Annotated in this window: 26 protein-coding genes; 14 read left to right on the top strand and 12 right to left on the bottom strand. The window is 61.2% G+C overall.

Annotation, left to right across the window (positions count from 1 at the left end):
• Nucleotides 1-2: 2 nt before the first annotated feature.
• Nucleotides 3-1979, bottom strand: a complete 1977-nt coding sequence (locus tag O6W96_RS05630; protein ID WP_353468680.1) for a beta-N-acetylhexosaminidase family protein — start codon at nucleotides 1977-1979, stop codon at nucleotides 3-5.
• A gap of 264 nt (nucleotides 1980-2243) precedes the next feature.
• Here O6W96_RS05630 and O6W96_RS05625 point away from each other — a divergent pair, with 264 nt between their 5' ends.
• The 3 genes from O6W96_RS05625 to O6W96_RS05615 all read left to right on the top strand — a co-directional run bounded on the left by O6W96_RS05625 (nucleotide 2244) and on the right by O6W96_RS05615 (nucleotide 4498).
• On the top strand, nucleotides 2244-3725 hold the full coding sequence (locus O6W96_RS05625) for a PAS domain S-box protein (protein WP_353468679.1): 1482 nt from the start codon (nucleotides 2244-2246) through the stop codon (nucleotides 3723-3725).
• A complete protein-coding gene (locus tag O6W96_RS05620) occupies nucleotides 3726-4070 on the top strand; it encodes a hypothetical protein (RefSeq protein ID WP_353468678.1) in 345 nt (114 codons plus the stop codon). It abuts the gene before it with no gap.
• A 77-nt stretch (nucleotides 4071-4147) separates the two neighbouring features.
• Complete coding sequence (locus tag O6W96_RS05615) at nucleotides 4148-4498, top strand: response regulator (protein WP_353469361.1); 351 nt, start codon at nucleotides 4148-4150, stop codon at nucleotides 4496-4498.
• A gap of 76 nt (nucleotides 4499-4574) precedes the next feature.
• Here the strand turns inward: O6W96_RS05615 and O6W96_RS05610 are convergent, their stop codons facing one another.
• Together O6W96_RS05610 and O6W96_RS05605 are read right to left on the bottom strand one after the other, a co-directional pair.
• Complete coding sequence (locus O6W96_RS05610) at nucleotides 4575-4880, bottom strand: hypothetical protein (protein ID WP_353468677.1); 306 nt, start codon at nucleotides 4878-4880, stop codon at nucleotides 4575-4577.
• A gap of 61 nt (nucleotides 4881-4941) precedes the next feature.
• Nucleotides 4942-5799, bottom strand: a complete 858-nt coding sequence (locus O6W96_RS05605) for a type 1 glutamine amidotransferase (protein ID WP_353468676.1) — start codon at nucleotides 5797-5799, stop codon at nucleotides 4942-4944.
• Nucleotides 5800-6036: 237 nt separating this feature from the next.
• Here O6W96_RS05605 and O6W96_RS05600 point away from each other — a divergent pair, with 237 nt between their 5' ends.
• Both O6W96_RS05600 and O6W96_RS05595 read left to right on the top strand, forming a co-directional pair.
• A complete protein-coding gene (locus O6W96_RS05600) occupies nucleotides 6037-6552 on the top strand; it encodes a ferritin-like domain-containing protein (RefSeq protein ID WP_353468674.1) in 516 nt (171 codons plus the stop codon).
• A gap of 73 nt (nucleotides 6553-6625) precedes the next feature.
• Nucleotides 6626-6892, top strand: coding sequence for a hypothetical protein (locus O6W96_RS05595; protein WP_353468673.1), 267 nt, complete (start codon nucleotides 6626-6628; stop codon nucleotides 6890-6892).
• A 39-nt stretch (nucleotides 6893-6931) separates the two neighbouring features.
• Here the strand turns inward: O6W96_RS05595 and O6W96_RS05590 are convergent, their stop codons facing one another.
• The 3 genes from O6W96_RS05590 to O6W96_RS05580 form a co-directional block, all read right to left on the bottom strand.
• Nucleotides 6932-7483, bottom strand: a complete 552-nt coding sequence (locus O6W96_RS05590) for a hypothetical protein (protein WP_353468672.1) — start codon at nucleotides 7481-7483, stop codon at nucleotides 6932-6934.
• A 14-nt stretch (nucleotides 7484-7497) separates the two neighbouring features.
• Complete coding sequence (locus O6W96_RS05585; protein ID WP_353468671.1) at nucleotides 7498-7740, bottom strand: hypothetical protein; 243 nt, start codon at nucleotides 7738-7740, stop codon at nucleotides 7498-7500.
• 547 nt (nucleotides 7741-8287) lie between these two features.
• Nucleotides 8288-8728, bottom strand: coding sequence for an HIRAN domain-containing protein (locus O6W96_RS05580; RefSeq protein ID WP_353468670.1), 441 nt, complete (start codon nucleotides 8726-8728; stop codon nucleotides 8288-8290).
• A 46-nt stretch (nucleotides 8729-8774) separates the two neighbouring features.
• Here O6W96_RS05580 and O6W96_RS05575 point away from each other — a divergent pair, with 46 nt between their 5' ends.
• On the top strand, nucleotides 8775-9032 hold the full coding sequence (locus O6W96_RS05575) for a hypothetical protein (RefSeq protein ID WP_353468669.1): 258 nt from the start codon (nucleotides 8775-8777) through the stop codon (nucleotides 9030-9032).
• 323 nt (nucleotides 9033-9355) lie between these two features.
• Here O6W96_RS05575 and O6W96_RS05570 read toward each other — a convergent pair whose 3' ends face one another.
• Both O6W96_RS05570 and O6W96_RS05565 read right to left on the bottom strand, forming a co-directional pair.
• A complete protein-coding gene (locus tag O6W96_RS05570) occupies nucleotides 9356-9724 on the bottom strand; it encodes a hypothetical protein (protein ID WP_353468668.1) in 369 nt (122 codons plus the stop codon).
• Between the two features lie 58 nt (nucleotides 9725-9782).
• Nucleotides 9783-10001: a hypothetical protein gene (locus O6W96_RS05565; RefSeq protein WP_353468667.1), complete on the bottom strand. Its 219-nt coding sequence runs from the start codon at nucleotides 9999-10001 to the stop codon at nucleotides 9783-9785.
• A 424-nt stretch (nucleotides 10002-10425) separates the two neighbouring features.
• Here O6W96_RS05565 and O6W96_RS05560 point away from each other — a divergent pair, with 424 nt between their 5' ends.
• Both O6W96_RS05560 and O6W96_RS05555 read left to right on the top strand, forming a co-directional pair.
• The gene (locus tag O6W96_RS05560) at nucleotides 10426-11058 is read left to right on the top strand and encodes a hypothetical protein (protein ID WP_353468666.1); all 633 of its coding nucleotides are present in this window, start codon (nucleotides 10426-10428) and stop codon (nucleotides 11056-11058) included.
• Between the two features lie 112 nt (nucleotides 11059-11170).
• Nucleotides 11171-11614 (top strand): cache domain-containing protein, encoded by a 444-nt coding sequence (locus O6W96_RS05555; protein ID WP_353468665.1) that lies wholly within the window; start codon nucleotides 11171-11173, stop codon nucleotides 11612-11614.
• An 807-nt stretch (nucleotides 11615-12421) separates the two neighbouring features.
• Here the strand turns inward: O6W96_RS05555 and O6W96_RS05550 are convergent.
• Nucleotides 12422-12631 carry a hypothetical protein gene (locus O6W96_RS05550; protein WP_353468664.1) on the bottom strand — a complete coding sequence of 70 codons (210 nt, stop codon included), beginning with the start codon at nucleotides 12629-12631 and terminating at the stop codon, nucleotides 12422-12424.
• A 74-nt stretch (nucleotides 12632-12705) separates the two neighbouring features.
• Nucleotides 12706-12894 carry a hypothetical protein gene (locus O6W96_RS05545; RefSeq protein ID WP_353468663.1) on the bottom strand — a complete coding sequence of 63 codons (189 nt, stop codon included), beginning with the start codon at nucleotides 12892-12894 and terminating at the stop codon, nucleotides 12706-12708.
• A 41-nt stretch (nucleotides 12895-12935) separates the two neighbouring features.
• Between O6W96_RS05545 and O6W96_RS05540 the strand changes: the two genes are divergently transcribed.
• A complete protein-coding gene (locus O6W96_RS05540) occupies nucleotides 12936-13085 on the top strand; it encodes a hypothetical protein (RefSeq protein ID WP_353468662.1) in 150 nt (49 codons plus the stop codon).
• Between the two features lie 152 nt (nucleotides 13086-13237).
• Here O6W96_RS05540 and O6W96_RS05535 read toward each other — a convergent pair whose 3' ends face one another.
• Together O6W96_RS05535 and O6W96_RS05530 are read right to left on the bottom strand one after the other, a co-directional pair.
• A complete protein-coding gene (locus O6W96_RS05535; RefSeq protein ID WP_353468661.1) occupies nucleotides 13238-13459 on the bottom strand; it encodes a hypothetical protein in 222 nt (73 codons plus the stop codon).
• A 690-nt stretch (nucleotides 13460-14149) separates the two neighbouring features.
• Nucleotides 14150-14317 (bottom strand): hypothetical protein, encoded by a 168-nt coding sequence (locus tag O6W96_RS05530; protein ID WP_353468660.1) that lies wholly within the window; start codon nucleotides 14315-14317, stop codon nucleotides 14150-14152.
• Between the two features lie 132 nt (nucleotides 14318-14449).
• On the opposite strand from O6W96_RS05530, the gene O6W96_RS05525 reads away from it, so the two are divergent.
• The 5 genes from O6W96_RS05525 (at nucleotide 14450) to O6W96_RS05505 (ending at nucleotide 16449) form a co-directional block, all read left to right on the top strand.
• A complete protein-coding gene (locus O6W96_RS05525) occupies nucleotides 14450-14617 on the top strand; it encodes a hypothetical protein (RefSeq protein ID WP_353468659.1) in 168 nt (55 codons plus the stop codon).
• Between the two features lie 21 nt (nucleotides 14618-14638).
• A complete protein-coding gene (locus O6W96_RS05520) occupies nucleotides 14639-14857 on the top strand; it encodes a hypothetical protein (RefSeq protein ID WP_353468658.1) in 219 nt (72 codons plus the stop codon).
• A gap of 200 nt (nucleotides 14858-15057) precedes the next feature.
• Complete coding sequence (locus tag O6W96_RS05515; protein WP_353468657.1) at nucleotides 15058-15255, top strand: hypothetical protein; 198 nt, start codon at nucleotides 15058-15060, stop codon at nucleotides 15253-15255.
• A 98-nt stretch (nucleotides 15256-15353) separates the two neighbouring features.
• Nucleotides 15354-15818, top strand: a complete 465-nt coding sequence (locus O6W96_RS05510) for a hypothetical protein (protein ID WP_353468656.1) — start codon at nucleotides 15354-15356, stop codon at nucleotides 15816-15818.
• Nucleotides 15811-16449 carry a hypothetical protein gene (locus tag O6W96_RS05505; RefSeq protein WP_353468655.1) on the top strand — a complete coding sequence of 213 codons (639 nt, stop codon included), beginning with the start codon at nucleotides 15811-15813 and terminating at the stop codon, nucleotides 16447-16449. Before O6W96_RS05510 ends, O6W96_RS05505 begins: the two co-directional genes overlap by 8 nt.
• Nucleotides 16450-16467: the final 18 nt, after the last annotated feature.

Below are 16467 nucleotides of genomic sequence, written 5' to 3'. Positions count from 1 at the left end.
CGTTACCGCGTCGTGGTGGCCTCGCCACGATCGCTCGGACCGACCGCGATCAGCGTCGGCGCATCGGCGACGAACCGGTCCAGGATGCCGTCAGCGATCTTGATCGGACCGTCGAACCGGGTCGCACCGGAGATTGTCTTGATCGCGGCCGCATCGCTGGCGAGCCGCTTGGCGTCGGCGAAATAGCGATCCGCGGCGCCGCTGCCGCGGTTTGCGGCGTCCAGCCCCGCAGCGGTCAGTTGCAACGCGCGGCCCCAGCGCTGCATCGCGTCGAGCCATGGTCGCGACTGCACCGCGAAGCCGGGCTCGATCGTCCCGGCGCGTATGATGTCGGGTGCGGTGGCGAACGCGTCGGCGCGCGCGGTCAGGTCCGCGATCGCCCGCTGCCGTGCCGCCGTATCGCCATCCGCCAGCGCTTCCCGCACCGCTTCGAGTGCCGCCTTCAGGCGCGGTGCCTGCTCCTGCCAAGGCTGACTGCCGAAGGTTGGCGCCATGTGCTGCGTATCGAAGAACGTCAGCAGTGCCGCGGTCGCGCGTTCGTCGCCACCCGCCAGTTCACGCGCGGAGAAATGCCAGGTCCGCTCGGCATCGTAGGCCGTGTCGTTCCAGCCGAACGCGGCGACGCCGGTGACCGCGGGGCGGCTCGGTGCCTCCTGGTTCATCGGGTTCGACAGGATGCCGGTCAGCTCGCCCGACAGTCCAGCCTCGCGCCGTGCATACGGTGCCAGCAGCAGCCGACCGGTGGTCTGCGCATAGTCGTTGACCGGATAATTGTCCCACAACAGCGTCTTGCGACCGAATGCCTTGGTTGCTGCCTTCGCGTCGGGGATCGAAATGGCGGGCGGAACGACGTCGGTGCCGGTCCACTGAACGACGATCCGCGGATCGAGATGCTTGCGCAACGCCGCCTTGTACGGGGTTTCCTTCGCATCGTAATATTCGGTCGGCACCATGATCAGTGCGCGCGCACCCGGATCCTTGGTGCTCAGGCCGGCCTGCACCGCGTTGAGCAATTGCGCCTGCGCAACGCCGGCCGCCTCTGCGCTCGAGGGGCCGAACGCGGTCTTGTCGCGCTCGCAATTCCACTTGGTGTATTCGATGTCGTCGAGTGCGACGTAGAAACTGCCGACGCCGATCGCCCGCAGCGCGTCGAATTTGCGTTCCAGCGCCTGCACATCGGCGGGGTCCGAGAAGCAGACCGACGGTCCCGGCGACACCGCATAGACGAAGTCGACATGATTGCGCCGCGCAGTCTTCGCCAGTGTGCCAAGCGACGACAACGTCGCGGCAGGATAGGCTTCACGCCACCGATCGCGCGCATACGGATCGTCCTTGGGGCTGTAGACATAGGTGTTCGCCTTCACCGTGGCGAGAAAGTCGAGATGCTTGGTGCGATCCGCCATCGACCAGGGGGCGCCGTAGAAGCCCTCGATCGTGCCGCGGATCGGCATCGCCGGATGATCCCGGATCACCAGCACGGGAAAATCGGGGCGGCCGGCGAGTTGGCGGAACGTCTGGACCGCGTGGAACAGGCCGTCGGCATCGTGACCCGCAAGCGTGACGATGCCGGCGCCCGCTGCGGCGCTGGCGATGGTGTAGCCCTCGGCATGCGCTTCGAGCGTGGCGTTGCTACGGGCAAGGGCATCGCGAACGACGGCGGTATCGCCGGTGCCGAGCACTATGTTTGGACGGTCGGGCTTGGACGATAGTCGCGTGGCCGTGGTTATCGTCTCGATGCCCGCGTTGGTGAGGATCTGGCGGACCAGTGCCACGGTCTCGGGATCGGTACCCGGCGCGACTACCAGGGCGACCGACGTACCGAGCGTGATATGGCCGGTGCCGAGGTCGATCGATGCGGGGGCGGGGAACAGCGCTGGCAATGTCACTGGCCGCGCCGATACCGGAACCGCGCCGATGCCCGCCATCAGGCTCGCCATCGCGACCATGACACTCGCACCGATTTTGCCATTGCCTTGCATTGTTCCAACTCCCCGGTATCAAATTGGTATTGCAATTGATGTGTAGGGGCGTGTCGAAGAGACGGCAAGCGGCGGGACAGCGCGGATGTCCGTGGCTTCGCCACCGAGCAAATAGTACTGATCGAAATCAAGTATTTAAGCGGTAAAATCGGGAAGTGGGATCCTCCCTGTATGACTTCGGCATGATCGCGCGCGTGCCCGGATACACGTATGCGTCTCGCTCCTATTGTCGACCGGTAGAAAGCAGGATAGCTAAGCGTTTGATTGGAACAGAGTAAGAACCAGCAGATCTCGCGTGACGAGGATGCCGAGCGCGTCGCGGCGATCGCCGCGTTCGTGCGCTCGCTCGATGCCGCCGATCCGTTCGTGGCGATCTTCAACGACGCCAATTTGCCGATGGCGATCAGCGATCCGACGCTCGTCGACAACCCGGTAATTTACGTGAATTCGGCATTCGAACGTCTGACCGGCTACCCTGAATCCGACGTGGTCGGTCGGAACTGCCGCTTCCTGCAAGGGCCGGAAACGAAGGCGGAGGAGGTTGCACGCATTCGCGAGGCCGTGGCCAAGTCCGAGCGGATCGAGGTCGATCTGCTCAATTACCGCAAGGACGGGACGCCGTTCTGGAACCGACTCCTGGTGTCGCCGGTGCTGGATCAGAATCGGCAGCTTCGGTATTGCATTGCCTCTCAGCATGACGTGACGCTCGAGCGCGAGACGCTCGTCACTCTCGCCGCCGAACAGCGCGAGTTGGAGGCGTCCGCGGCGGATACGAGAGCGCAGCTGGCGGACAGTACCGCACGCCTCGACTTCGCGCTCAAGGCCGGGCGGTTGGGTTCGTGGACGTTCGATCCTGGCAGCCAACACCTCGATGCTTCGCCTGGTTGCAAGATCGTCTTCGGCTACGCGGCCGATGCCGAGTTCGGCTATGAGGAATTCGTCGGATCGATCCACCCCGAGGACCGCACGCAGGTGCTGGCGGCGATCCAGGCGACCGCCGACACCGGGTGCGATTACGATATCGAGTACCGCGTGGTGACGAGCGACGGCGAACTGCGGTGGGTCGCGGTTCGCGGCGAATTGCTGACCCGCGCGGATGGCACCGCGCTGACGATGACCGGGTTCTCGACCGATATCAGCGAACGCAAGCGTGTCGAGGAGCACCGCGCCCTGCTCGCCGGCGAACTCACGCACCGGGTCAAGAACACGCTCGCGACGGTCAGCGCGATCGTCAATCAGACGCTGCGCGATGCCGTCTCGATGTCGGAGGCGCGCGACACGATCGGCGCGCGGATCGGCTCGCTCGCCATCGCGCATGACCTGCTGCTTCGCGATGAAGTGGAGGGTGCGACGATCGCCGATATCGTCTCGGGCGTCATGGCGCCGTTCGACGACGGTCGTGGACGTCTGTTCTCGGTCGACGGTCCCAATATCCGCCTCGAGCCGCGAGTCACGCTTGCACTATCGATGGCACTCCACGAGCTGGCGACCAACGCCAGCAAATACGGTGCGCTGAGCAACGACGGTGGCCATGTCACGATCACGTGGAGCGTCGGGATCGGCGACGGTGGCCGGCGGCTCGCGTTCGCCTGGGAGGAATCGGGCGGCCCGACGGTGATCGCGCCGACGCGGACCGGTTTTGGTTCGCGGATGATCGAACGCGTCCTCGCGCAGCATATCCGCGGCACGGCCAAAATCGAGTATCGCAGTACCGGTGTCGTCTTCGCCATCGACGCCCCGCTGTAGGTGCCAAAGCCGGCTGCGCTGACGACGCCGGATGGACGGTATATCGTTGTGCGTGGACGATTATGGCGTGCGGCCGATCCCGGTCTGGCGGAGGCCGACCGAGTTCGCCATGTTGCAGCTTTGATGGATGGCCGACGCGGTGTTGCGCATGCGAGGCGGGCGGGTGACTCCGCGGCGGAGAAGGCGGCGCACGACGCCGTCGATGCGGCCAAGCATGCGTTGGGCGAGCGCGGGCCGGTATGGTGGACCGACGGAGCGCCCGATCTCAACCGTCATATGGCGCGGACGACGTCCTATGCGGACTGGTTCGCGGCGGCGGCGAACTCCTCGGCCACTACCGAATGATCCGCAGCGCATGAATTGTCGGACCCGACCTGCTGCGGAGAGCGTTGCCCCAGTCTGACGAGATTCGGGAACTACAAATGTGCCACGTGCTTGTGATCGAGGATGACTGGTTGATCGCCGATCACATCATGAGCGTGATCGAGCGTGCGGGTGCGACATCGATCGCTCAGGCGGATACCGAAACTGCCGCCGTCGATGCGGCTCGAAAGCATTGTCCGCAGATGATCGTTTCCGATGTCAGGCTTCACGAAGGGACGGGCCCATTGGCGGTTCAGCGCATCATCGCGGCCCATGGGAATATTCCAGTGATGTTCATTACCGGCACGCCCGACGCTTGCGTCCCATGTGATCCGCCTGCCGTCATCCTTACCAAGCCGATCAACGAAGCGTCGGTAATCGATGCGTTCCGGAGTCTGGCGCCGCTTTAAGGTCGCAGAAGTCGCGAAAGGCTGTCCAGCGCAATGGCCCGGCGCAAGGCAGTGCCTCACGCCGGACACGCAAGCGTTACTCCTTGACGTCGCTGGCATCGAATTCGTTAAATGCTGCCTTCACCTCGGTTGCGCGGGCGTCGTCCGCGATGGCGACCGAAACGACGATCTTGCCGGCAAGCGCGGCATCTTCACGCGATGGCGGGGTGGGGTCTCGGCCAGCCGTGTCCGCGCCGGCCTTTTCGTCGCCGACGCTGTTGTCGGCGCCGTCGGTGGCGATCTGAATGTCCTGACGGTCGATCCCCTGCTCCTGGACGAGGCGTTCGACGGTCATTTCGGCTTCGCGGCGTGTATCGAACTTGGCTTTGAGAGTGGTCGGCATTTTCAGGCTCCTGGTTGAGAAAGGGTGTCGTTTCGCCAGACTTAAATCCATGCGCGCGCTCCTACTCGGTTGGCGCTTTGGTGTCCGGCTCGGCAAGGTGGTTCAGGAAGTTGGACAGCTCGATACGCCGGTTCGATTCCTGCGCGAATTGCGCATCGATGCCGAGCGCCCAGTGGATCGAACGACGATCGGGATGGTCATGCAGGATATCGAGTTGTGCCGCGCGGACCTCGACGTCGTCCGTCGTATCGGCAAGGCCTGCGTCGATAAGGTCGCTGGCCTGCCGTCGCAACGCGACTGCGATCTCGCCGGGCGCGAGTTCGGGGTGATATTGCACGCCCCAGAAGACGCCGCCGTCATGCCGTATCTCGGCCGCCTGGATCCGGGTGACGGCATTGCTCGCGAGCAGCGTCGCATCGTCTGGAAGGCGTTCGACTTCATCGCCGTGGATGGCAGGCGCATCCCAGCTTGCGGGTCGTCCCGCCAGCAGCGGGTGATCCCGACCGGCGTCGGTCGGCGTGATCCGGCGCGCCACCCCCGCTTCGATACGCTCGGGCATCTTGCGAACCGTGCCGCCGGCGGCAGCAACGGCAAGCTGCAGACCGGCGCAGGATCCGAACGACGGCGTTCCCGACGTAAAGACGGCACGCATGAACCGCAATTGACGCCGGACCTCTGGGGTGTCGTCGTAGACGTGCAGCGGCGATCCGGTGACGAAGACGGCATCGAAGCCGCGCAAGTCGTCGGCGTCGAGCACATCCCCATCCTCGTCCGCGGGCGCGACGATCGTGATCTCGGCATCAGGACGCAACTGGACGAGAGTCGCAGCATAGGTCTCGCCGGAACTTTTCCCGGCATGATGTCGCCGTGCCGCGCGTTCGTCCGCGGTTTCGCTCTCGGCAACTAGAAAATGCGGCAAATTCCATCCTCTACCGTGTCGGCTCGTATCCCCAACGCGCCAGCAGTGCTTTCGACCGGTCGGCGGGCAGAAAATCCAAGGACGGGGAGACGGCAAGGTGCGCCGAAAGCTCCGGCGGGCGCTGGTCTCAGTCTCAGGATCCGCCGCAGCATCTCGCGAAACTTACGCGGCGATCGAGACGTTGCGGCATAACCGGAGCGGATCGCTTCGCGACATGCAGCTACGCGAGGAAGTATCATGGGCCTGTTTTCCAAAGACATCGTGACGTTCGACGATCTGTTCCTGCACCAGTTGCAGGACGTGTATTATGCCGAGAACCAGATCACCAAGGCGCTGCCGAAGATGGCCGCCAAGGCAACCGCCCCTGCGTTGAAGCAGGGCTTCGAAACGCATCTCGAAGAGACCGAGCGCCAGATCACGCGCCTTGAGCGCATCTTCGAACTGCTCGGCGAGAAGGCGAAGGCGGTGACCTGCCCGGCGATCGACGGTATCATCAAGGAAGCCAACGAAGTCGCCGGCGAAATCGAGGACAAGGCGGTTCTCGACGCCGCGTTGATCGCGTCCGCGCAGGCCGTCGAGCATTACGAGATCACGCGGTACGGCACGCTGATAGCCTGGGCCAACCAGCTTGGCCGATCCGAGATCGCAGCGATCCTCAAGGAAACGCTAGACGAGGAATATGCGACCGACGACAAGCTGACCGCAATGGCGACGTCCGCGATCAATCCCAAGGCGGAGGCGGTCACCGCCTGATTTCGTGGTCGACGGGGCTGCGGCCAGGGACGAAAATCTCCCGTCGCAGTCCTTCAGGATTTGGAGCTTAGTCATGGCAGACGAGATTGCGTTCACGCTCCCCGAGGCACTGGGCGCGCAAAAGCATTTGCGAGACGCGCTGGGGCTTGGTGAGGAACGCTTTCCGATACCGGCATTCGTCAACATGATCAGCGATGAGATCGAGCAGTTGCGAAACGCCGGCAGGACGGACGACGACATCGCCGCGTTGATCGAGGAAGCGAGCGGTCATGCGCTGACGGGGCAGGATATCGGACGCTATTACACGACGGTCGAGGGCCGGCATCCCAACGAGGCCTGAAGACGAGAACGGGCCGGCACCTGCCGGCCCGTCCTCCGTTCAGGCCTTTTTGCGCGCGCGCTTCGGGCTGGCCGCGGCAGCGACGTCCTCTTCCTCGTCCGGCGCATCTTCACCGGCTTCGGTCAACGCTTCGCCCAGCGCCTTCAGCTTGTCCTGAGACTTTTCAGCCTTGTCGGCGATCTTCGTCGTGGCCGTACCGAGGCGGTGCAACAGCGCGTGGACCCGATCGGCGTCGGGCTCGCCCTTTTCGAGTTGCTTGCGGAGCGACGCGAGGTCGCGCAGGATACCCTTGGCGCCCGGCGTGTCGATATCGGCCAGTGCGGCTTCCCAATCCTCAACGATGTCCGCGCCTTTTTCGGGCTTCGTCGCGTCGAGCCCGCGGTTGATGGCGTTCATCGTTCCTGCAAATTTAACGGCCATGTCCATTCTCTCCAAAAGCCATTCACTGGCATCGGTCAACGAAACGTCGCGTCGAAAATGTCCGCGGGAAACATGCCAATCTCGATTAAGGCAACCTCGGTTAATCGCCGCTTTCCGGCAGCCGATAGCATGGCACGTGACGTTCGGCAGGCGATGTATGATGCGCTCCACAGGGCACAGATACCCTAGGCGGATCGATAGATGATTAGGATCGCGCCCACCGCGGTCATCGCGGCGCCGAACCCTTTGCGTGGACCGACGTCTTCCTTGAAGACGACGGCGGCGATGAGCATCGCCCAGGGAAAGGCCGTCGAGAAGCCGTTCAGGCGGTAACTTCTGATGAGGACGAGTTGATAAATCGTATGGAGAAGGCTGCAAACGCCCAGCCAGGGAGCGACACGGCCGTTGGCAATGACACGAAAAAGCATACCAGCAGCATCAAGATCGCGGACGTGCCGGCGATCATGCCCCGGATCGCCAACTTGTCTTTGCCCGTCTTGAGCAAGGCGCGGGCCGTCGCCGTCGTAACCGACGATACGAGTGCCAAGAGGTTACCTGTTACAGCAATGCTCACAATATTACCAACGTTCGCCTGTGTAGGTCGAGAGTTCGGAACGGGTACCAAGACATAACGTCACGGCCGCAGCGATCTGCAGGTAGTTTGGCGTTAGTGCCCATGCATAACCGGGGTGGGCAATTCGTAAACTCGGCCAATGCGATCCGCCAAGGTCCCAGCGCGGACGCACATCATGATCCGTTTGCTATGCTCGGATGAGCCGGTACAGGACTAAGCTGCACAGGTAAGGAACACTCAGCCAAACCTTTTCGAGCAGGTTTGTTGCACGCGATCGCGCGGATCGCCGAACTTGAAAGCGGACCACGGTGAGAGGCGGTAAGCACTGAACCCATCTCGATCAGATGGTGGGGAAGGAATCGTCGGCGGTGGGAACGGTTGCGATCCTCAACCTATTCCGATCACGCTCCGAACTCCGGCCCTTCCTCATCAGGATAGAAAGCGTCGGGATCGTACACGGGTCGTTGCGCCGGTCGCATCTGGCGGGGAGGGGCGGGCTTCGGAACATCAGGCACCGGGTCGGGCAGGGTAGGCAACCCGCCTCCGAACCGGATCCGGATATAGGCCCCGTTCCCGTGCATCGCCTGGAAGACCGCTATCGCGACGTCTTCCTTCAGCCGCTTGCCGATCAGGGGCGCGCGCTCTGCGCTGACGTAACCCAGCTGCGCGCCGCGGTCGCTGAAGATGGCAACGGCGTTCTCGTCGAACGGGTTCTTTGGCTCCGGCCGCAACTCGACCGGGTCACCCGGAGCGCACATCATGCATTCCATGCGCCTGTTGCTCTTCGACTTGTCCTCGTTCGGGAAGTCGATGCCGACGATGGAGGTGGTGAGCTCGTCCATGCGGACCACCTTGCCCGAATCGTTGGAGCAGGAATAGGCTGACCCTATGGCTGACTTTGATGATTCCGTGGACCATGAACTTGGCGAGGCATGCAACCGCCTTGCTGCTTGGGTTGAGCCATTGCCCGAGGGGCAGGTGATCGATCAGGCATCGGGCCTGACGGAGCGCGACCTCGCGATGATCCTGCGCCGTCTGTACGCCACGCGGGAATACGCGCCGATCCCGATCTTGACCGTGGACGAGGCCGCGGGGCGCACTGGCAGGGCGTCCGTCCCTGTCACCAAGAAAGGACCGTGGGGATGATCGAATGGGACGACACGCGCAACGATCGGGGAAGTCGCTGTCCGACGTCGACCTGAATGCCGCGATGTCCCACGTTCGAAATGGGAACCCCGGCAGGCTCGACCAGCGTCTGCCACGATTCCGATAGCTGATCGGCGGGGCGGCTTGCGATCCCGCGTCTTCACGATAGCTTACAAGTACTGGACCGCATTCACGGTAGCTATCTGAGGCGTCCAGGAAACTTGCAGTACGCCGACCCGCCGCCAACCCACCGTGCCAATCGGGTATCTGTTTCCCTGCTTACGCTATCGCCGGATGTGCCCCGCGGTGTGCGATGCCCTTGCTCAGCGTATCTCGATCTGGGCAAACTCATCTTTAAGGATTCGGGCTTCCAGAAGAACCGTTTCGATCTTCGCCATGCCGATGCCAGACAACGTCAGTTCGTCGTCCACGTTGCCGTCGCCATCACCGACAAGCAGCCCTTGGACTGTTAGATGCTTGAGCCACCGAGATATCACCGCGGGCGATATCCCCCGCCGTTCCGCTGCGATACGCCCCGTAATCGCTTCGCCTTTTGCATCCGCGACAAATACTTCGAGGAGCAACTCCCAGGCTGGTTCACCAAAAATGTCCGGCGTGAGTATCGTCTCGCGGAATCGCCGGAACCGCAGGATCGAAGCAGCCAGCTGAGCGGCCTGATCGTTCCCAGTCATCTGTCACTCCCCATGCCTCACGCCACATCAGCTTATTCCCTGACATAAGGCAAGAAGGTCACTTGATCATATGCTGTTCTCGCAGGCGCTCCTGAGCTTGAACGAGCCACGCGGCCAACACAAAATCACTCTTGGCATCGGCGAACGCCACCATGTCATCGAGCTGTTCGATGATCACGCGCGGACAGTCATGGCTTTGGTCCCGATCCATCACGGTCATTCCCCTACAGGCGCCGCGCACCGTGCGCCTTAGCCTGACAACCGCGGCTTGGATCATACGGGAATGCATGACGCAAGCGTCAATCGCGTGATGCGGGTCACATGGTAGCAGACGGCGATGAGTCGCTAGACGGATCGGACCAAATCAAGAAAGTATCGTGATGGAACGATCGACGGAGAACGACCCCGATCTGCCACAACTGGAACGGCCCGATTGGGTCGCACCGTACTCGCACCCTTTGGATCGGGCGCATACGCAATGGGTACCGTCAGCTCCTAGTGAACCGCGGCTTGAGGAACCGTACATGCCGGAACTGACGCAGATGTCGGCTCACTGCTCGATCGCAACGGACGGTCATGTACACCGCTCCCATAAGGCCGCGTGCGAAGAAGTATCAGGCATACATTCCTTACCATACGCAAAAGCCGTTTGCTCATGATCAACTAAGCGTGACAAACTTTCCGCATTCGACGCAAATAGGATGCAGATCATGGCGCTTACACCTAACGGCCTGACTCCGTTCGTATTTGAGCAGGCGGACGTTAGCGCGTTCACGAATATTTGGACTTCTGAGCGCGGCGATACGCCAATATCGTTCTACCGCTACATTGGGCCTCAATCTGGTCAGGCGTTGCCCTTGGGCGACCAGGCTATCATCGCATATCGGAACTCGCCGTTTCCAATCCAGTTGGTGGCGCCTGGTGTCGGCGATCTGCAGAGCCTGGCGCACCCGGTCGGGTTCGCTTGGATCCTGGACGACCACGGATCAAAGAACCCGAGTAGCGTGTCATATTGGTGGCCTATTGCCCCGGCCGGATACACTGCCCTGGGTCTTTGTCTAACGACCAGCGCCGGAGGCGGTGGACAACCACCGATCGCCGGTAACTATTGGTGCGTCGCTGACAAGTACCTCATAGATTCCGGGCTTCAAGATATTTGGAGCGACGCAGGGCAGTCTTGGTCGTCCCATAACGGAAGCATGAGCGCTTCGCAGGCTCCACAGGGTCCTACATCGCCCAGCTTTATCGTGCCCGATGGAATGTTGAGTGACGAATACATGAGCAACACCGGCGGTGAGTTCGGATTTGTTATCAATACCAGCGCGCTAGAGTGATAGTGAGTTTTCGATACGCAATGTTATTCGCTATTTCACTTCAACAAAATTGAAAACCATGGCTTCGTATGGGTTTTGACCATGAAGTCGATGTGAACTGTAGGAGCTTGAAATGAGATTAGGATTGCTTTTTTCTCTGCCCGTTGCGTTGGTATTCAGTACATCCGTCGGGGCGCAGTCGGCCGATCGGGATGTGGTCGCTATGGTAGAGCGCGGTGCCGCTGTTATGAAGGCGAATGGCAAAGACACTCTGATCAAAAAGATCAACGCCAAGGATCCGCAATTTGCTCAGGGTGCAAAGTATATCGCTCTGCGGGACGCCAAGACCGGAATTGTACTAGCGCATCCGTATAATCCGTCGCTCATCGGCAAGGACTTAACTGACGTACCCGATGCCATGGGAAAAAGATATCGACGTGAGATAATAGAACTCGGTCGGCGTCAACGAACTGGGTGGGTCGACTTCATGTACAAGAATCCGACAAGTGAGCAAGTTGAAGCAAAAAAGGTGTACGTGATGCTGGTCGAAGACGTCACCGTGGAGGGTTACCAATAATAAGCAGGAGCGTTAAAACATTGATGTGATTGTGATGGTCTGTCCCTCGCTTGAGAGATCAAGTCCAGTAGCCAGCGACGGGCGTAGCTTGAAAGACATCTCGGCACGGTCGATCCCGTTGACGATGCGTCTGCGGCAGTGAACTGCTGCGCGGTGGCGAGACTCTTGGCGGGGCGATCCTCCAACGTATCCGGTCGGCCCGCCTCGCGATCACACGGCGCTTGAGGCCGGCCGTTACCTTGAAACCGCCCCTTCGTTCTGCCTTAAACAGTGGCAGGTGGCTCGGAAAGTGACTGGTTAGCCAGCGCTTTGCCAGCCAACGAGCGGGTTGGTATCTCACGGTGCAGCTGTTCGCCGTGGCAAATTCGGTTTTATTTATACAAAACCAAAGTCGGCGCGACGGTAACATGCTGGTCAGCCAAACGAGACTTTGCAAAATCGCTCCTTATTCTCTTGAAGATAAGCATGAACAAACATTGCCGCCTCGCCATGCATCTTCCAGGCGCACGCCGCGTCATTCACCGCGGGCGCTCGTACACGCGATGCGCAGACTGCGATGCGACGCTCATCGACACGACAACGGGCTGGCGACCCGTACCGATCGGCAAACGCGTGACGTGGTTGCCGCGAAGGCCTGCTGACGATCCGTTTTTCGCTGTCGTATTGAACTCCGATCGGCGCCGGCTGAGGCTACGCGCTCGCCAACTGCTACGCATGCTGACGTTCAGTCTGCGGCGAGGACGAACGGGTCGCGGCCGGTCTTAGTCGCTCGCTGATAGGGTAAGCGTGCAAGGCGTCTCGGTTGGATTAGCAGGTTGGCTGGTCCTCGCCGCCCGGCTCCGTCCTCCGAACCCAGCCGACCGTAATCGAAATGATTCCCGCGCCTGGTGCGCCGAGCGGGGTACCGATCATCACTGCTATCGCCGCATCGGGGCGCATGCGAATGCTGCCCGCAGCCGAGACCATGACGACGAGCACAATCACCGGCAGATCGAAGGATCCACGGGCGCTGTTCACGTCCGGTCTGCACGGGCCCTGAGTGTCGCGGGATGCAGGATCCTGATCTGCCTACCGCGACACCGCAGGGTCGTTCAGTCGGTTTCACTCGTGCCGCTGCCGTCGTCGGTGGACTTCCACTTGCCTTCGGCGACGTTGTCGTCGTCACCTTCGATCGCCTGCTCGTACGCCGCGCTTTCGTCCGCGATGCCGGCCTCCGCGCTCTTTTTGGCCGTGTCCTCGAAGTCAGCTGCGCTCGGATCGGTTTGCTTGCCGTCGGTCATGGTCTGCTCCTCTACTGGAGCGGTTCGAACGCGCGACAACCATGGGTAGGTTCCGGCCCGCCTTCCTATCCTACGGCAACCCTTCGGAGCGGCAGCTGATGGGCCTTGCACTCGAACGGTTGCCGGACGATGGCGCGATCAAGGTCGACTGCTGGCGATCGCGCGACTGGCAGCATGCGTCCGGCCGATGAAGCTCGCCGGCGACAGGACCGGCGACGACGTCGAGCTGCCCGCCTGGGCGCGGCCAAAGAAGGACCCGAAAACTGGCAAGCTGACGCGTGCGGTGCGCCATGGGCAAGCCCATCCGATGATCTCGCCAGCGCTGCGGATTAGCTCTCTACGCTTATCCGAAGGGGTCTTCCGGCTGATCCGGGGTGCCGTAGACCATGTAGAAATAGTTGTAGCATTCGAGGTATGTCGAATACCCAAGAGCCTTCCAACCGTTGCTCAGGCACACGCTTCGAGCATAGTCGCTCGCTGGGTCATTGCCAGCCATTGAGGGTTGAGACATTCCAACAAATGCCGCTGCCACGGTTGCGATCACGGCCAAACGCGTCTTGTTCATAGACCTTCTCCCGGATGCAGAGTCGCTCTGCAGTCAGCAGGCTATGCCTCCCACCAGTATAGGTAAATAGCGCGGACCATTTTTCGGTCAGTCTCGACAGCGCGCGCCTTGGTTGAAGGTAGTGGACGCCCGAGTTTCAAGACCGCCGATGATTGGGGGTGTCGGAAGACCGTGTCGAACGTGACGGGAAAACAAAGTTCCGCCACCGAGAAAATTATTTTTTTTTCAAGGTGGTGAATGGTGGACGCACTTGGGCTCGAACCAAGGACCCGCTGATTAAGAGGTCCCGTCCATCACACCGCCGATGGCCCGCATTGCGCCGTTTAGGCGCGTTTTCAAACGCTTGCGCCTTGCAACGATAAACCGCATCGGTCGTCATCTGCCCCTACCGCACCGCAGACTGCCGCATCTCGACAAGGGGCCGAGCAGGGGAAATCCAAGAGGCGCTTTCTGGAGAGAGGTAGGGGAGGATACGCCAACGCGTTTTGCAGCCTTACGCTCAATTGGCTGACGCTTGGGAGCCCGCGCGGTCCAGCGATGCCTACGAAGGGCTGCACTCCTGCAAAACCGGCCTGCTCGCCGTTGGCGACGTTGATCGGCAGCCCTCCTAGAGCGGTATCAAGAAAAAGGCCCAACCGGCATCCGGCTGAGCCTCTCCTACAGGGTTTCCGCAAGCGGACGGTATGCTCGTCAGTTCACAACCTGCGAACGCATTACGGCGCATGCCCGCGCGAACGTCGGCTTGAGATAGTAGATGGCTCGGCGGTCATGCTTGTCTAGCGGACCATCGGGGCCACGCATCGCGTCAAGCTCGCGCCGAATGGCATGATTGCTATCGATGCCGCGGGCATCGAACATGCCGACAGATAGCAAGGCTTCGACGACGCTGTTGGCGACGGCTTGAGCTTCGGGCGAGACAGGGCGCCGCGCTAGAGGCGATGCAACCGTGACCAAACGCCGTCAGAAATCAATCAGCAGGGAGATGCCGTGATGCCAATCATCAAGTGCGGAGACAACCGCGTGGTCATAGATGAGCCGGAAGCAGGTGACACGCACGTGCACGTCGTCTGGTTCGGCCCGTCGCAGGACGGCGTGCACCGGAAGATATTTGAGGGGCCGTTGGAGCCTGTCGAGAACTTCGAGGCCGCGGTGAACTGAGCGGTCGAGATGGCCCCTCAGATGGTGTACCCGCTTTACGTCGTACCGTTGACGGGTGCCCATGCACTCCGCACCGAGCAGGCCCAGCGGGCGTTCGCCAATCTGACCGACCACCAACGCGGCGAGCTTCGACGGGACGTAGCCGGCATGCTGGCGCGGATCATGCGGGACTGCGACGACCCCGTCGTCCGTGCCGACGCTCACGAGGTGTTGGTGCAGTTGCGTATAGTGGCAGCGTAGCATGGCCCGCCGGATACGCCCTCTGTTGGCACACGTCGGGAGCCTGTTGGACCCCCAGCTTCCCGTGCGTTCGCTGTTCGACACAAACCAGCGGTCGCTCGACCGCTTTGCGGAGCGCGCCAAGGCGAAGGCGGCCGCCCAGGAACCGGACCGCCGCGACATTCCCGTGGTCTCCGACTGACGTGGCGCGGGTACGTTCCATGCTCGCGCGGGTCGGGCGGCTGGAGCGCACCGATGCCCCGGTGCTGTCGCCGTTCGAGCGCGAGTACGGCTCGCTGGAGAACCTCGCGCTGGCGTGGCGGGCGATGATGGACGCGGGGACGCTCGACCGACGCGACGGCGAGGTCCTGCTCCTCTTGGTCGGGCGTTGGCACAAAGAACATGTGTGGGACTCTTAGACATAGCGCTCTTGTGAGTAGGCTTCCCGGCTGGAGGTACGCTTCGCGACCACAGAGTTTGGCTTGCGAAGCGTCATCACCAGTGCCATCCCGGCGGCGTGGACGATAATCCCTCACCAGGCGCTGGCCAGAGCACCGATTACCGTGAATTGCGGGAAGAACTCGCGCGACTGCGGTTTGATGTGGAGGAGGAAAAATCTCGTCACCTCCCGGTCGCGGCTTCACAGCCGCCCGGAATTACAGCGGGGACTTCCATTGACGAGCGTATTGCAACTTCTGGAACTCCGGAAGAGGCTGCGAAATGGGCTCGGGTGCGTGGAGAGATACGACGGCAGGACGACGTAATTGCAGATAAAAATGCATTGAGGAAAGCCCAACTCTTTTCTCTAAGAGCTAAGGTGGGGCTGAGTTTTGCTGGTGTTGTTGTTGGTGCTGGCGTAATAGCTGCTGGCCTCCCGGTCGGGGTTGGGCTGTTTTGCCTAGGAGTGGGCTTGTCTCCAGTAGCTCCGGAGCTTGTTGCGAACACCTTCAAGCAGATTTTTGGGAAGAGCTCGGATGAGTAGCGCTTTGCGTCAATTCGTTCAATCTTGGTTGTTCCTGATACTTGCCGCGGGAACACTTTTTTTAGCCATACGTGGACATTTCAGTCAGGATGCCGTCGGCGTACTTTGGTTGCTTGGGGGAATGTTCACTGCATCGTTTCTTCAGTTGTCAACCCAGACTTTTGGTTCGCGTCGCCGTTTCCAAGAACGTATTTGGTTTGACGCAGAGGCAACTAGCAATTCGATTGCTGAAATTATCACGGCTGACTTTGAAGAGGTTAAGTCGAGCGAATCGCGCGAAAAATGGGAGCCTTCTTCGGAGGAGCTATTAATCAGCGACCGAACGTTGGCCTTAGCACGGGTCAGGATTGATATCGAAAAAGAACTGAGAAGGCTTTCGTTCCCTCTCACGGACGATCATCGCGTGGGCCTTGGTCGAGCCGCCGACTTCCTGGCGCGGGCCGAAGTGATTCCGCCTGCGCTACATTCTGCGATTCGTGACATCTTGCCGGCTGCTAATGACGCTGTGCATGGTTACGACGTGCCCATTGAGCAGGCTGCTTTGATTGTACGATTGGGTGACGATGTTGTGCGGGTTCTTCGCTCAATACAGACCCCAGACGGCGTGCGCGCTGGTGCGCCTGGACGGTAACCGGGTTCTGTTCCATTC

It is taken from the genome of Sphingomonas faeni, from assembly GCF_040407495.1.
GTDB classification, from domain to species: Bacteria; Pseudomonadota; Alphaproteobacteria; order Sphingomonadales; family Sphingomonadaceae; genus Sphingomonas; species Sphingomonas faeni_D.
Note: the sequence above shows the minus strand (reverse complement) of the source record. Positions and strands in the feature narration are given on the sequence as shown.